At 33.1% G+C, this 14769-nt stretch carries 11 protein-coding genes; 5 read left to right on the forward strand and 6 right to left on the reverse strand.

What is annotated here, in order from left to right; genetic code table 11:
* Positions 1–188: 188 nt before the first annotated feature.
* Positions 189–758 carry a DUF1572 family protein gene (locus Q0975_RS24050; RefSeq protein WP_299441904.1) on the reverse strand — a complete coding sequence of 190 codons (570 nt, stop codon included), beginning with the start codon at positions 756–758 and terminating at the stop codon, positions 189–191.
* A 347-nt stretch (positions 759–1105) separates the two neighbouring features.
* Here Q0975_RS24050 and Q0975_RS24055 point away from each other — a divergent pair, with 347 nt between their 5' ends.
* Positions 1106–1318 (forward strand): hypothetical protein, encoded by a 213-nt coding sequence (locus tag Q0975_RS24055; protein ID WP_299441907.1) that lies wholly within the window; start codon positions 1106–1108, stop codon positions 1316–1318.
* A 75-nt stretch (positions 1319–1393) separates the two neighbouring features.
* Here Q0975_RS24055 and gldG read toward each other — a convergent pair whose 3' ends face one another.
* From gldG to Q0975_RS24070, 3 genes are all read right to left on the reverse strand, one after another.
* Positions 1394–3805 (reverse strand): gliding motility-associated ABC transporter substrate-binding protein GldG, encoded by a 2412-nt coding sequence (gldG, locus tag Q0975_RS24060; protein WP_299441910.1) that lies wholly within the window; start codon positions 3803–3805, stop codon positions 1394–1396.
* Between the two features lie 66 nt (positions 3806–3871).
* On the reverse strand, positions 3872–4159 hold the full coding sequence (locus Q0975_RS24065) for an antibiotic biosynthesis monooxygenase family protein (RefSeq protein WP_299441913.1): 288 nt from the start codon (positions 4157–4159) through the stop codon (positions 3872–3874).
* 151 nt (positions 4160–4310) lie between these two features.
* On the reverse strand, positions 4311–5141 hold the full coding sequence (locus Q0975_RS24070; RefSeq protein ID WP_299441916.1) for an SAM-dependent chlorinase/fluorinase: 831 nt from the start codon (positions 5139–5141) through the stop codon (positions 4311–4313).
* Positions 5142–5422: 281 nt separating this feature from the next.
* Between Q0975_RS24070 and Q0975_RS24075 the strand changes: the two genes are divergently transcribed.
* The 4 genes from Q0975_RS24075 to Q0975_RS24090 all read left to right on the forward strand — a co-directional run bounded on the left by Q0975_RS24075 (position 5423) and on the right by Q0975_RS24090 (position 9289).
* Positions 5423–6379, forward strand: a complete 957-nt coding sequence (locus tag Q0975_RS24075; RefSeq protein WP_299441919.1) for a PhoH family protein — start codon at positions 5423–5425, stop codon at positions 6377–6379.
* 104 nt (positions 6380–6483) lie between these two features.
* Positions 6484–6861 carry a four helix bundle protein gene (locus Q0975_RS24080; RefSeq protein ID WP_299441922.1) on the forward strand — a complete coding sequence of 126 codons (378 nt, stop codon included), beginning with the start codon at positions 6484–6486 and terminating at the stop codon, positions 6859–6861.
* Positions 6862–6918: 57 nt separating this feature from the next.
* Positions 6919–7869 carry a phosphoribosylaminoimidazolesuccinocarboxamide synthase gene (locus Q0975_RS24085; RefSeq protein WP_299441925.1) on the forward strand — a complete coding sequence of 317 codons (951 nt, stop codon included), beginning with the start codon at positions 6919–6921 and terminating at the stop codon, positions 7867–7869.
* Between the two features lie 124 nt (positions 7870–7993).
* Positions 7994–9289, forward strand: a complete 1296-nt coding sequence (locus Q0975_RS24090) for a hypothetical protein (protein ID WP_299441928.1) — start codon at positions 7994–7996, stop codon at positions 9287–9289.
* 937 nt (positions 9290–10226) lie between these two features.
* Here Q0975_RS24090 and Q0975_RS24095 read toward each other — a convergent pair.
* Together Q0975_RS24095 and Q0975_RS24100 are read right to left on the reverse strand one after the other, a co-directional pair.
* Entirely contained in the window at positions 10227–10412 is a 186-nt protein-coding gene (locus Q0975_RS24095) for a hypothetical protein (protein ID WP_299441931.1), read from the reverse strand.
* A gap of 643 nt (positions 10413–11055) precedes the next feature.
* Positions 11056–14769, reverse strand: coding sequence for a DUF6443 domain-containing protein (locus tag Q0975_RS24100; protein ID WP_299441934.1), 3714 nt, complete (start codon positions 14767–14769; stop codon positions 11056–11058).

Genomic DNA, 14769 nt, shown 5'->3' on the forward strand with positions numbered 1-14769 from the left:
GTTTGATTTTAAATATGTTATCAATAAGTTTTTTATAAACTTTATTGGTTCCTTCTCCCTCTGTGATAAGAAACTCAAAATACAGTTTTTCAGGAATCTAGCTGAATTACTTAATTTTATTAGATTGAACTCAGTTTTATAAATAAACTTGACATAAGTTCTAATGGTAAGAAATAATATTCTATCGTTTATTCATCTTTCATTAGCTTATCAGTATAATGCGCTTTGTGTTTAGGTTGCGCAAAACGTTTTTCATTATAGGAGTTAGATTTCCCCTTAGCAATGGATAATGATTCCCAATTATGGTCGCAAATCATTTTTCCTAAAAATACAATTTGTCCTATATGATAGGAGTAATGTGCTAATTGCCGATTAATTGCTTCAGTAATACTGTGTTCAATATTCCGGATATAAATAGGTTGATTAAAATTAGCCTCATCTACACTATCTAGTGCGTCAAATAGACATTGCCATCCTTCATTCCATTTACTTAGTAATTCTTCTTTGGTTTGGATATCATTTTCGAATTCTGCATCACGGGTCCTCCATTCTTTTTCTCCATCGGATGTGAGAAAATCTGTCCAGCGTGATTTCATATTTCCCCAAAGGTGTTTTACTATAGTTGCAATACTATTGCTGTCATTATTGTATTGCCAGAATAAGTTTTCGTCAGGAACCTGATCTATAGTTTTCTCACCTAATGATTTATAATAAAGAAATTGTTTTTTAATTCCTTCGAGATATGTGATTGCATTCATTGTGTTGATTTAGCTTTTTAATATAAGCAATTTCTTAAAGACTCTGAATCTTTAAGAAGAACTATCAAGACAATTTCATTTAAAAAATACAACATAAAATTATGTATAACATAGATTCCAGTCTACGCTGGAATGACAAAAAAAAATAAAAACTTGTCATTCTGACGTAGACCGAAATCCAAAAATAACAAAAAGTTTAAATGCGATCGCTCTAGATGAAATACGGAGTAGATTCGTATTATCATTTAGTTAAATAACAGATTTTTAATATTTTATTAGTTTTTTCGATTGTAGATTTAAAGGGAAAATTTATGTTAATTATAAATTTAATTCTTAAAACCTTTATTATGAAAAAAATGATTAATTCAATTCCAGGAGCTCAAGCATTATCAAAGTCTTCTCAAAAAGAAATTAAAGGAGGTATGCCGGGATTATCAGACTGCCAAAGAGGTTGTTATCGATTTTACCTAGTTGATGTTGATGGAGTTAATTGCGCTGTCCCTAGTCCAAGCGGAATGGTTTGTTTTGGTACTGTTCAAAATAATCAATGTTGTATTTGATTAATTGAAATCAATTCTTTTCGATAAGAAAGCTCTTGTACTTGAGTTTTCTTATCGATTAAGATACCTTAGGGTTTACTTTAAAGATGCTTTACTGTATTTCTTTTTCCTGATAAATGAGAATGCAACTCCAAATAATCCTAGAATCAATAGAGGAATGATGATATTCATGACCTGCCAGAAAGTTTTGTTTTCTACTACTTTTTCGATATTCAGGAAGGCAATGTTGATTTCTTTACTTCTCACTTCCATCAAACCAGAATCATCCAGAAGATAATTAAGAGTATTTAATAGAAATTCTTTGTTTCCGTATTGTAGATTTAAGTATGGATCATATCCTAATGCGATAGGTCTCCCTTTTCTAAGGCCATTCTTTATGACATCTCCATCTGCTATCACCACCATTTTAGTGTCTTCACTTATATTCTTAGCATCATTAAGTGTAAAGGGTTTTACACGATCTTTATACACTGATTTAAAGTTACCTTCTAATAATACTGCCAGCGCATGATTTCCTTCTGTATAACTAGCCATATCAGGTTGTTGCCCAATGATATCATTTAAATTGATTTCTGTGGGGATTCCTTCTAGTTTTGATCTTTCTGAACTTCTTAACAAAACCGTTTTTGTTAGATCATTTTTCAATGTATCAATCTGGTTCGAAAATTCGAATTTTACAGATTCTATATTCTTAACAATCGGATGATTACTAGTACTTTTAGTTAGCGATGAATAAAACCAAGGGTGTGGCGTAAATTGAGTATCATTTCCTTGACCAGAAGCAAGCATTAATGGAGCAGAGTAGAGGTCATTCACTATAACAGGGTTAATTCGTACTCCATAAGAAAACATAGCATCTCCTAATCTAAGATCTTGCATGAATGCTACAGCAGATCCTTGTGATTTCGGAGAAAATAAACTATCAATTTCCATAGCTACAGACTCTAGTAACCAAAGTGATTTACCACCATCCATAATGAATTGATCCAATACGTATTTCTCTTTTTCAGAAAAAGGTTGTGTTGGTTTTGCATTGATAACAAGATCAAATTTTTGTAAATCTTGTAATGTTTTTTCTGGATTTGAAGCTACAGAGTCCAGCGTGAAAGCACCAACAAAATAGTATTCTTGTAGTGTTTTTATAAAATCTGCGACTTTGGCATCTGGCAATTGCCCGTTCCCTTTTAAAACGGCTATTTTATGTTTTTTAGGATGAATTAACTTTTTCAATGCATCGGCAAAAACATATTCCAGCTGTTGAATAGAATTATTCACCCGTTCTTCTGTCGTTGCTCCAATAGTATTTTTTACCAAAGCAACTTTTACACTTCTGTTTTGGTAATTCATAATTGCCCAAGGAACCACAGTTTCTATAGCTGTTTTGCCACTTTCTTGAACACTAACCTCCATAGGAGTAAGTCCTAGTCTTTGTAATTCTTCTAAAGTCTCTTTCCTAAATTCCTCTTCCTCAATAGGATTGGTAAAGACATATTGTATCTTAGGGTTAATAGCATTAAATTCTTCTAGTATTTGTTTAGTCTCTCCTTGTAATCTCCTAAACTCAGAAGGAAAATCACCTTCTAATAATACATCAATAGAAATAGGAACCTCCGCTTCAGAAAGTAAATACTGAGTGGATTCGGAAAGGGTAAAACGACTATCTGCTGTAAGATCAAAACGATTGTAAAAGGAGCTACCTGCAATGTTGATTAATACAATCCCAACAACAGCAAAAGATGCGAGTTTAAGAATTGTTTTTCTCGAGTGTTTCTTTAGAATAATAGTGGTTAAAAATACAAATAATGCGATGATGCTTAGAAAATAGACAATATCTCTGGTGTCTAAAATTCCCTGACTAATACGCTCATAATGTAATTGAATTCCTAATTGTTCTATAGTATAATCGGTAGCACCAAATAATTGATAGTTAGCCAATCCGCTAAATCCAAAATAGAACAAAAAACAAAGAAATATACCAATAAGAAAAGCTACGATTTGATTATTCGTTATTGATGAAGAAAAAGTTCCTATGGCTGTATAAGTAGCGCTAAGTAGCAACAGTGCAATATAAGAACCTATAATACTACCAACATCCAGATTACCAACAGGATTTGCTAACTGATGAATAGTGAGGATATATACTAAACTAGGAATTAAGGCAATAATAATAAGAAAAAGACTTCCTATATATTTACCCATCACTAATTGCCAATGTCTTATTGGTTTTGTAAGTAAGAGTTCCAACGTCCCTTGCTTCTTTTCTTCAGCAATGCTACGCATAGTTACCGCAGGGATCAAAAATAATAAGATCCAGGGTGCAATTAAAAAGAAAGGAGAAAGATCAGCAAAACCACTATCCAGAATATTAAATTGCCCTTTAAACACCCACAAAAAGAGTCCATTAAGTACTAAAAATATTCCTATTACTAAATACCCTACAGACGAGGCAAAAAATGTATTGATTTCTTTTCTTATTACTGCAAGCATATTTGTTTATTGTCGATTGTTTATTAGTTAATTTGGTAGTGAAAATAAGAATTTAATAAATACTACTTACTGAATTTCTTCTACACTCCAAGCTTCTGGTTTTTGGTTAAATTTATTTTTGGTATTCGCCCAAACACCTTTGAATAACGAAGAGTTTCGATAGTTATTGAGATGCTCCTCAGATTCCCAATGACTATAGGTGAAAAATTGGTTGGTTTGATGGATATCTCGTATCAATTTTAGGTGCGAACATCCTTCAAAATTTCGAATTTTATCCTTGTTTTGATGGAAGTTCTCTAAAAAAGCTTCTATTTCCTCAGGAATGAAACCCAATTTTACAATTCGTATGATCATGTTAGTTTTTTAAATTTTCAAAACTACAAAGTTCTGTAAAGTTTTTTAGTTTGTTAGCTTTGGAATATTTGAGTGTTTTTATTTCTAAACATCTAACAATCCAACGCTCTAATAATCTCATAACTCACCTACTACAAAACTACATACTAATTCACTCAAAAGTAATACTCACCGTATCCCGAAAATATAACCCAAATAGACTGGAGGCTCCACCTACTGTTTTCGGGTTACTTTTATAAATGGCTAATTCCAGATATCCTGATGAATTAAATACAGCTAGTTTTTTACCATCTTCTTCGCGTTTACTTTTTTCAATATCAAAATTTATAGCATCACTATATCTTTGATAAATGGTATTGAATATGGCACTTCTGGCGGTAATTTTAAACTCACGTCCTTTACCCACATCTTCAAAAAGTTTACGAGTAATATTTGTGATAAGGTTTCCGTAATTATCTATATAAATGATACTTCCTACAATTTGTTTGTCACCAACATTTACAATTGGAGTGATTCCTTTTATTAATTTGATATCAGTAATCGATTTCCCAATGACTTCTAGTGTACCTCCACGAGCGATATGACAAGCTACTGCTACGAAAACATCTAGTACTGGAAAATTAGTTCCGATAGCATCGTGTATATTGATCTCTACGATTCTCTCGGGTCTGAATTCTGAAGCAATTAGTGAAATCAATCCATTATTGGCGCAAATAAAATAGTGATCATCCAGTTTTACGGCAATATGTTTATTTTCGGGATTCAATTCACTATCAATTCCTATGATATGAATACTTCCTTTAGGAAAACTCTTGTAAGCATTCTGTATGATGTAGGCGGCTTCGGTAATATGAAATGGTGAAATCTCGTGAGAAATATCAACAATAGTTGCCTCTGGCAGTTCGGTATAGATAGCACCTTTAACCGCAGACACAAAGTGATCTTTGATTCCGAAATCAGTAGTTAAAGTTATTATTGGCATCTACAAGAATTGTTAATATCTTTTAATTATAAGCGCTTAAAAATATGTAAATTTGCTATGAAGTTATTCAAAGTTTTTTTGAATCGAGAAATTTAAAATAAAAACATACGAGTTTATCATTTTCGACCACTAATATCTTTTATGATCTTAAAAAAAGTTACACCTTATAGTACGTTTTTCATTTTTGATTCCCCGGCAAAAACTTCAAACAATCCCGATAGCTTTGGGAGAACAAACTTAGTCAATCCAAAAAACAAATCATACTAAAATTTCTATAGCTTTTGAACGAACTTATTATTGAACTGACAGAAATCAATCCACGGGAGTTTTTTGGACTCCAGAATAGTAATATTCAATTATTAAAAAAATACTTTCCTAAGCTGAAAATTGTAGCTAGAGGTAGCAAAATGAAAGTGTACGGAGATGAAGAGATGCTCGAGGAATTCGATACACGCCTTAATATGCTCTTGGAACATTTTGGAAAATACAACAAGTTGGATGAGAATGTGATTGAACGTGTACTTACCAGTGATACCAAAGCCGATTATGAAACTTCTGCTGTTAGCGGAGAAACATTGGTTCATGGAGTGGGAGGTAAGTTAATAAAAGCGCAGACGGCTAATCAACGTAAGTTAGTAGAGTTAACGTATAAGAACGATATGGTTTTTGCTATTGGACCTGCGGGAACTGGAAAAACATATACAGGTGTTGCTTTAGCTGTAAAAGCACTAAAAGAAAAACAAGTAAAGAGAATCATACTTACACGTCCGGCTGTAGAAGCAGGAGAAAATCTTGGGTTTCTACCAGGAGATCTACAAGAAAAATTAGATCCATATATGCAGCCATTATATGATGCATTGCGTGATATGATTTCTCCGGAAAAACTAGAAAGTTTTATAGAAAAAGGAGTGATTCAGATAGCTCCGATGGCATTTATGAGAGGTCGTACGTTGGATAATGCTTTTGTTATTCTTGATGAAGCACAAAACACAACACATGCGCAAATGAAGATGTTCCTGACCCGTATGGGTAAGAATGCTAAATTTATGATTACAGGTGATCCGGGACAAATTGATTTACCGCGTAGAGTGACTTCTGGTTTAAAAGAAGCTATGTTAGTATTAAAAGGAGTTTCAGGAATCGGAGTGATACACTTAGACGATAAGGATGTGATCCGTCATAAGTTAGTGAAAAAGGTAATTGCTGCTTATAAAGAGATAGAAAATAGAAACGATTAAGTTAGAGGTGAGAATGCTTTGCTGTGAGTATTTGAGTAATTGAGTTTTCCTATTAAGCAGTTATGTTTGTAGTAATTCTAAGTATTATTTTGATTAAAAAAACATTGAAAAGTACATATCATTTTAAATTTGAAGATTTAATAATTTACAATAAAGCTATTGAATTTGGAGAATCTGTAAATAGCCAAGTATCCTCTTTTCCAAAAGAAGAAATGTACAGGTTAGCTTCTCAGTTTATTAGAGCAGCGGATTCTATTGCATTAAATATAGCAGAAGGTTCTGCAAGTTCAAACGCTCAGTTTAACAGATATCTTCAAATGGCTTGGGATAGTGCTCACGAATGTATTGTTTGTAGTACTAAGTCAAAATTAAGAGGTTTTATTACAGAAGATCAAGATGAAAGAAATAGAGCTGATATTACAGAATTATCGAAGATGATAACATCTTTTAAAAGACATTTAAAATCAAAAGCTAAAGAGTAATATGAGATTTATAGGAATGTACTCAATTACTCACCACTCAAAAACTAAAAGACTAAAGTGAATACTATAACAGATACCAATTATAACTTTCCGAATCAGAAATCAGTCTATAAAGGAAAAGTAAGAGAAGTATATAATATTAATGACGAATTACTTGTCATGATCGCTACAGATCGACTTTCTGCGTTTGATGTAGTGATGCCAAAAGGAATTCCGTTTAAAGGGCAAATCCTAAATCAGATTGCTACTCAGATGATGAAAGCTACTGAAGATTTAGTGCCTAATTGGTTGATTGCAACTCCGGATCCTAACGTAGCGGTTGGTCATCTTTGTGATCCTTTTAAAGTAGAAATGGTGATCAGAGGATATCAATCCGGACATGCAGCAAGAGAGTATAAAGCAGGCAAAAGAATATTGTGTGGTGTGCCTATGCCCGAAGGAATGAAGGAAAATGATAAGTTCCCTGAACCAATAATTACACCGTCTACAAAGGCTGATAACGGAGAGCACGATGAAGATATCTCTAGAGAAGAAATCTTATCAAAAGGGATCGTTTCTGAAGAGGACTATCTAGTATTAGAAGATTATACCAGAAAATTATTTCAACGTGGTACTGAGATCGCGGCAGGACGAGGCTTGATTTTGGTGGATACCAAGTATGAATTTGGTAAAACAAAGGATGGAAAAATCGTTCTGATTGATGAGATTCACACACCAGATTCTTCGCGTTATTTCTATGCGGAAGGCTATGAAGAAAGACAACAAAAAGGAGAAGCCCAAAAGCAATTATCCAAAGAGTTCGTAAGACAATGGTTAATTAGTAATGGTTTCCAAGGGAAAGAAGGACAACAAATCCCTGATATGAATGAGGAGTATATCAATTCTGTATCAGAGCGTTATATCGAGTTGTTCGAAAATATTACAGGTACTTCTTTTAACAAAGCTGATGTTTCTGATATTGATAGTAGGATAGAAGGGAATGTGTTAGAATATTTGAAAGCGGTATAAATTAATTATTTTTAGTCAAAATATCTGATATACTAGTATCAACGAAAAATATAATTTATAGGCATCCGAGTGATGCCTGTTTTAATTAAAATAAAATTGAGAAATCTCTAGGATGTAAAGCTCTATGAAGAAGTATATTTTAAGTAAAGAGTATATCACATTGTTACCGTTCTTAGTTGCTTATGTATTGATTGTTATTTTTAAACAACAAAATATATTAGTAGGGGATGAAGGACGGTTTTGGTCATATGCAGCTAAATTGTTAAAAGGGTACTATGCAGACAATGAGTTTGGCGAGTATTCCTATTTATGGAATGGGCCTGGGTATCCAATAGTACTGATGCCTTTTCGATATTTAGAAACCTCCTTGTTATACCCTAAACTCATGAATGCGTTCTTTTTGTATTCCGGGTTGATTTTCTTTTTTCGTTCGCTAAAACATTTTATTAGTAGAAAAAAATCACTTTTGGTAACCTGTGTTTTAGGATTGTACTACCCTCTTTTACTAATGGCATTACCTACTTTGATGACAGAAGCATTAAGTTTTCTTTGTTGTACTGCATTTATCTGTTTTTATTTGAGTTACCATAGATATCGTAAAACTTGGCAATTGTTATTATGCGCTTTCTTTTTAGGGTATTTGGCTATTACTAAAGTTATATTTGGTTACGTAATCGTTACGGTTTTAGTAATTCTGTTGATCTTGTATTTGTTTTCTAAAGCAAAAAAAACACTTGTTGCTAGCATAAAAATATTGATTTGCAGTTTAGTGATATGCAGTCCATATTTAATATATACCTATTCATTAACCGATAAGTTTTTTTATTGGGGGAATTCTGGCGGTATGAATTTATATTGGATGAGTAGTCCATATGATGGTGAGTTAGGGGATTGGTATTTTTTCGAAAATCTTGAAGAATCACAACCAGAAGTTTATGAAAATCATAAAGAGTATCTAGCGTCTATTGAAGATTTGGATCCTGTAGAAAAGGATGCTGCTTTAAAACAAAAAGGAGTAGAAAATATTCTAGATCACAAGGAAAAATTTGTTAGAAACTGGATTTCTAACGTCAGTCGTATTTTTATCGAATTACCATATTCCTATAGAGTTCAATCTAATAATCAGTTATTTTATTTGTTTCCTAATGGTATTCTAATAGTATTTCTCTGTATGGCTATTTTTCTCTCTGTATGTAATTATAAACTATTACCGACTAGAGTGGTTTTTCTGCTTTTGATTGCAATAGTATATTTAGGAGGAGTAAGTTTGCTTTCTGCGTATGTACGTTTTTTGTACCCTATATTACCTTTGTTACTTATATGGATTTGTTACACTTTTGAGAATTACATAAAAATCAGTAGATCAGATGAAGGTACTCTGATGATAGTAATTAAGAAAAGTAATTTTCTTAGCAAGTAGTAAGGAGTTTGTCTTGATTGTACAATATCTTAGATAGGAAGGTAATAGACTATTCTAAAGCGTTTGTCTTACTTTGGTTATAAGTATTAATAATGTATAGAAACTATCATATCAGAGCGATCGGGACTATTTTTTCTATTCTTGATACTTTTGTAAGTAAACGTAAACTAAAAAGTACTCTTAAAAACGTATTACAAGATATTGATTAAATAAAAAAACCAGCTACAAATAAATGTAACTGGTCTTTACTTTTATTTCTTACTCTTACCACTACGAAGTCACAGAAATTCGTAGAAGTACAACTATTGGACAAAGATGACAAACATCTGGTAAAAACTTTTATTGATGTATTTCTAACTAAAAGAAAAGTTCAAAAACTAGCACAATAAAAAACAGCCAACTATCTCTAGTTGACTGTTTATCATTATTTATTTTCTTACTCGTACCGCTACTAGTTGAAAACTAGCAGTAGCAGCATACTATACCCGAGCGGGGGCATATTTAGTTGGAGAAGCTGACACTAATGAGTTATTTAAAAACTCTGATATGTTACGCAGACTAAAAGATATAAGCGTACTACCTGAACAGGACAAAGAAGCTATCCTTTATAATCTTGATGCTTTATTGAGAGATGCTAAAACTAGATTGGCTTATAAATAAAAAAATCCACAACATTACTATCACATCCGAGGGTTATTGCATTGCAAACTACCTACTCTTTAATAATCGTTCTCAAATAGTTATATAATAAGGTTTACCATGTCATTCCAGACTTGATCTGGAATCTATAATCATTATATAGAACTTAGATTTTTATCTAAATAACTAGGCTTTGCGAAGTTTGCAACTTCGCACTTTAATTAAAAAAAAGCTATAATATAATTTAAATATTATATTATAGCTTTGTCTTTTCTTGCTTACTATTATAGCTGCGAAGTCATAGACATTCGCAGAGCACACACTTCGCAGAGCTGGTGGTTAAGTTCCCATTAGTGTCATATACATAATCAGCACTGCCAGTATTTCCATCGTTAAAACCAAATACACTAGTACTATTGTCTGTAACGCTTACTAATTTATTACCAACATTATTGTTATCATAGGCATAGACAAGATTATCCATAGTGCCAAAGTCCCCAGATCTAGTATGAGAAGGATTTTCTACAATCGCACCAGTTCTTTGTAACGCTACAATGTTTCCGTTTTTATCATAGGATACATTATTTAGGTTATATCGCTATGCTAAGCTTACAACTTCGCACTTTAATTTAAAAAAAAGCTGTAATATAGTTTTTACATTGTATTACAGTCTTATCGTTTTATTTTCTCACTCATACCGCTGCGAAGTTAAAAACTATCGCAGAGCAATCAATCACTCTTCGGAGAGCTGGGGTAGATAACCAACTCCTAAAAAGAGTAATAGAAGTACAACAAATGGATGACAATGATAAAGAGCATATTCTTTATACCCTCGATGCACTTATCAAAAATGTAAAACTTAAATCTATCGCATAAAAAGACCAGTTTACCATGGAAATCATCACTCACTCTTCGAAGAGCGGGGCTTCTTAAGAATTAAAAATGCAAAAATTAAATTAATAATTAATAAAACTATATATCCTATAATTTCTTCTCTTCCAAAACAAGGAAGACAATTCATTTCGGGTAAACAAGGTTCACAAAGAGGTTTAAAAAACAATCTAATAAGAATTGTTAAAAATATATCGATTATAATCACAAATAGTATTTTCTTCATTTTATTTTTGTTAGTCTCCTTGCCATCTAAAATAAAAACTTGCGTTTTTTACATTTCTAAAAACACCTGTTCGTTCATATTCTTTATATTGTCTTTCTCTTAATTTATGACCCAATTCAGCTCTTCTATTAGAAAATTTCAAAGTTTTTTTAGTTGCTTGATAGTTGGTGTAATTCCTCATAAAATTATTGTATTTTGCTACTGCATCCTTTAAAAACCCATCAATATTCCTTTGTTCAACATCCCCCACAATGGAGGCCATAATATTATCTTCCCAACCTCTATCCGGTGTCGAACCCTTGCTAAGCCAATTATCTGAATATCTATCATCTAAACCTAATAAATGTCCAAATTCATGTGGATATAAAAGGGTTTTTTCCCATTTATTTCCGCTTTGACCTTGTTTATACCATTTCCCAGATGCTCCGTCCCGTCCAACACGCGATCTACCTGTTCCATCAATAATTTCAACCAAATTATCTCCATCTTCTAATTCTGTATTTTCCTCGTCATAAACTTCTACATTTGTATCAAAGACTACATCATATTCATTACCCTCTTCGTCTGTGTATCCAAAATTTGAAGCTCCCCAAATACTATTTACTAGATTTTGTATTTCTTTTGCTTCATTTTCGGATGCACCACTACCATATATATAAATTTGTGTAGATACTGTAATAGTATTTCCATTTATAGAAATAACAGAATCCTTTCCATCAGGGTCAACCAATAAAATTGGATTATTAAGTGTATAGTTATAAGGATTAATTCCATAATAACTATCAGCATGGGGATCTATATTTAACATTCTTCCCAAAGAAGGATCATAATTTCTGGCAGAGAAGTCTAGCCATTCTAAGCCAAGTTCGCCTTGTTCTTCTTTACTGTTATATCCGTAGGTATGCTCCCTACCAGTAATGGTGTTGTTATACCCTTTGTGTTGTAGTCCAAAGGGATAATAGTTCTTCTCTTGTAAGATTTCATGAGCTAAATCACCATCGCCATCAACGTCTACGTTATTTTGTAAAACATCAATCTTCCCATCATTATCTTTATCAGAAAAACTAAGCCTGATGTTGCCTAAGTGATCTTTAAGTTGGTATACATAATCAAACCCACCATTCCCATTAGGTTCTATATATCCTTCCGGATGGTTCATAAACTGTAATGCACCATTCTTATAGATATAATTACCAGCATATTCTGTTGTTAAAGAACTTCCTCCGGATACGATCTTTTTTAGTTTTGCTCCAGTGGCATCGTAAATATAGCTAATATTTCCTGTTCCTTCACTATTGGAAATCCCAATAGTGTTAGGCAAGTTGAGATAATTATAAGTAATATTGCTGATTCCTTTGTTATGATCGATGGTTAAGTTCCCATTAGTGTCATATACATAATCAGCACTGCCAGTATTTCCATCGTTAAAACCAAATACACTAGTACTATTGTCTGTAACGCTTACTAATTTATTACCAACATTATTGTTATCATAGGCATAGACAAGATTATCCATAGTGCCAAAGTCCCCAGATCTAGTATGAGAAGGATTTTCTACAATCGCACCAGTTCTTTGTAACGCTACAATGTTTCCGTTTTTATCATAGGATACATTATTTAGGTTATATCTACCATCATTACTAGTACCCACATGAATCCTATTCAATGCATCATATTGATACCCATAAGCCCGCTTGGTATTGTCGTTAGCTGTTTTCCAGCTGATTTCGCTTATGTTACCGTTATATAATGGATCGGCACCTAAGTTTTCGGTAGTAGTATTATAATTAATCCCAAAAGCGAATAAATCATTAGCTAGACTCGCAGGATCATTGATTTGTGTTAACCAACCTCTCACGTTATAGGTGTAATCGACCTTTTGCAATCCCCCTTCGACTCCGCTCAGGGCAGTGCCTCCTACTTGTTTAGATTCTAATTGTCCAAGTTCATCATAGGTATTCGCTACAATTTGTTCTTCTGCTTGATCGTTAATGGTTTGTTTTTGATCTAATAATCTACCCATATGATCATAGGTAAAAGTGTCTATGGTCACAATAGGTGTATTGTTATCTTTCGTATGGGTAGTTTTGGTTTCTAATACCTTGCCTGCAAAATCCAGTTTGCTTTCTATTACATCTACTGTGTTTAAATACTCATTAGTGCTATGTACATAGATAGATCTTCCTTTTCCGTCATAATAGGTAATCGTCGTGATCCAATCATCAGTTTCTAGTACACGTACTTTAGATCCTGTAGGTAATCCTTTTGCATTGGTATCAATAGTTTGTCCTAAAACTGTTCCCGGATTAGTCGTTGTATGATCAAAAGTGTAATCATCATAATAGTTAATGGTAAGGAGCTGTTGACTATGATTAGGAAAAGCTGTATTGGTATAATACAAAGTAGTGTTATCAACAACAACTGCAGTTCCTTTCTGATCATATTGATTACTGGAGTTGATATCAAATTGCATATCGTTTCTCCCTCGATCATCACTATATGTTCCAGTGTAAATTACTCTTCCAAAAACATCATACTTAGTAAACAACCATTCTTCATTAGGAGCTTGCACTGCATCTTGAGTAAGAATTGGTTGATCCAAATTATTATATACAATCGATTCTCTTCCTTTTCCTGGTATTTTCTTAACTACCAATCGATTTCTGTGATCGTATTTATATTGATAACACAGTTCGGCAAGTTCTTCTGCAGATACTCCATCATTAACGGAAACTTTAGGAGGGATTACATAGGTCAGATTCCCGAAATCGTCATAAACATAGTGTGTATCATGTGCTATACCTTGATTATAGGTTCTTTTTAGGATCACTCTACCCAGTTTGTTTTTGTATTCTTTGGTTGTGTGATCATCAGAGTGGGTTTGTTCAGGTTGCCAGTTTTCATCTTTGGTAATGGTTACGTGCAATTGATCAGCCGCATAAAACCCGTTCTTCACCAAAGTTGGTACTTCTGTATTACCTTGATCAAAATTAACTTCAAAATATACAACTTCATCGGGGTCATTATTTAGCCAATTAAATTTAATCGTGCGATCGGTATCCAAAGAAGAATTAGCTTTCCAGTCTTTACCAGGAGCTCCCTGTTCTAAGACTCTGCTCATTGGAGAAAGTTCTAAAATGCTTTGGCTATAGGCATTAACATCGCTAACATCGATACCAGTAAAATCATCGGCATATTTATTTTGATAATACATATTGATATCGGTGTCAATCGTTACGTTTTTATAACTACCGATCACTCCAGAAGATTCAAAAGGTAAATATTGTTTGTCTTGTTTGCCAAAGACATCATATTCGATATGGGTTACAATATCTTTTTTATTAGTAGAGGCTTTGATACCTACCTGTTGTTTTGGTCTTCCTAAACCATCAAAATATGCAACGCTTTCAATTACCTCATAATTGTTTCGGATATTATTTGCAGTGCTCATCGCTTCTTGATACACTCGGGTATATACATAGTTTTCGTCCTGGTTTAACGAAATATCAATATAGGCATCGGGTGCAACGATGGCAGTAAAGGTACTCCCAGGTTTGATCCATGTATTAGGCTTTAGGATAATACTTTGAGTAGCGGTTAAGTTTTCTGTACCCGTAACCGTATAATTCCCATCTTTAATAATGGTAGCAGGAGTTTGTGTCCAACCAGCAAAGCTTACAAAAAGCAATGCCAAGGTGATATATGTTGTTATACTTTTTATCAT

Origin of the sequence: uncultured Aquimarina sp. (assembly GCF_947500065.1) — a bacterium.
Classification (GTDB): Bacteria; Bacteroidota; Bacteroidia; order Flavobacteriales; family Flavobacteriaceae; genus Aquimarina.

Coding starts and splice junctions, on each gene's coding strand:
- Q0975_RS24050 (WP_299441904.1), bottom strand. CDS start 758: ATGAATGCAATCACATATCTCGAAGGAATTAAAAAACAATTTCTTTAT.
- Q0975_RS24055 (WP_299441907.1), top strand. CDS start 1,106: ATGAAAAAAATGATTAATTCAATTCCAGGAGCTCAAGCATTATCAAAG.
- gldG (WP_299441910.1), bottom strand. CDS start 3,805: ATGCTTGCAGTAATAAGAAAAGAAATCAATACATTTTTTGCCTCGTCT.
- Q0975_RS24065 (WP_299441913.1), bottom strand. CDS start 4,159: ATGATCATACGAATTGTAAAATTGGGTTTCATTCCTGAGGAAATAGAA.
- Q0975_RS24070 (WP_299441916.1), bottom strand. CDS start 5,141: ATGCCAATAATAACTTTAACTACTGATTTCGGAATCAAAGATCACTTT.
- Q0975_RS24090 (WP_299441928.1), top strand. CDS start 7,994: ATGAAGAAGTATATTTTAAGTAAAGAGTATATCACATTGTTACCGTTC.
- Q0975_RS24095 (WP_299441931.1), bottom strand. CDS start 10,412: ATGGATAATCTTGTCTATGCCTATGATAACAATAATGTTGGTAATAAA.
- Q0975_RS24100 (WP_299441934.1), bottom strand. CDS start 14,769: ATGATAAAAAGTATAACAACATATATCACCTTGGCATTGCTTTTTGTA.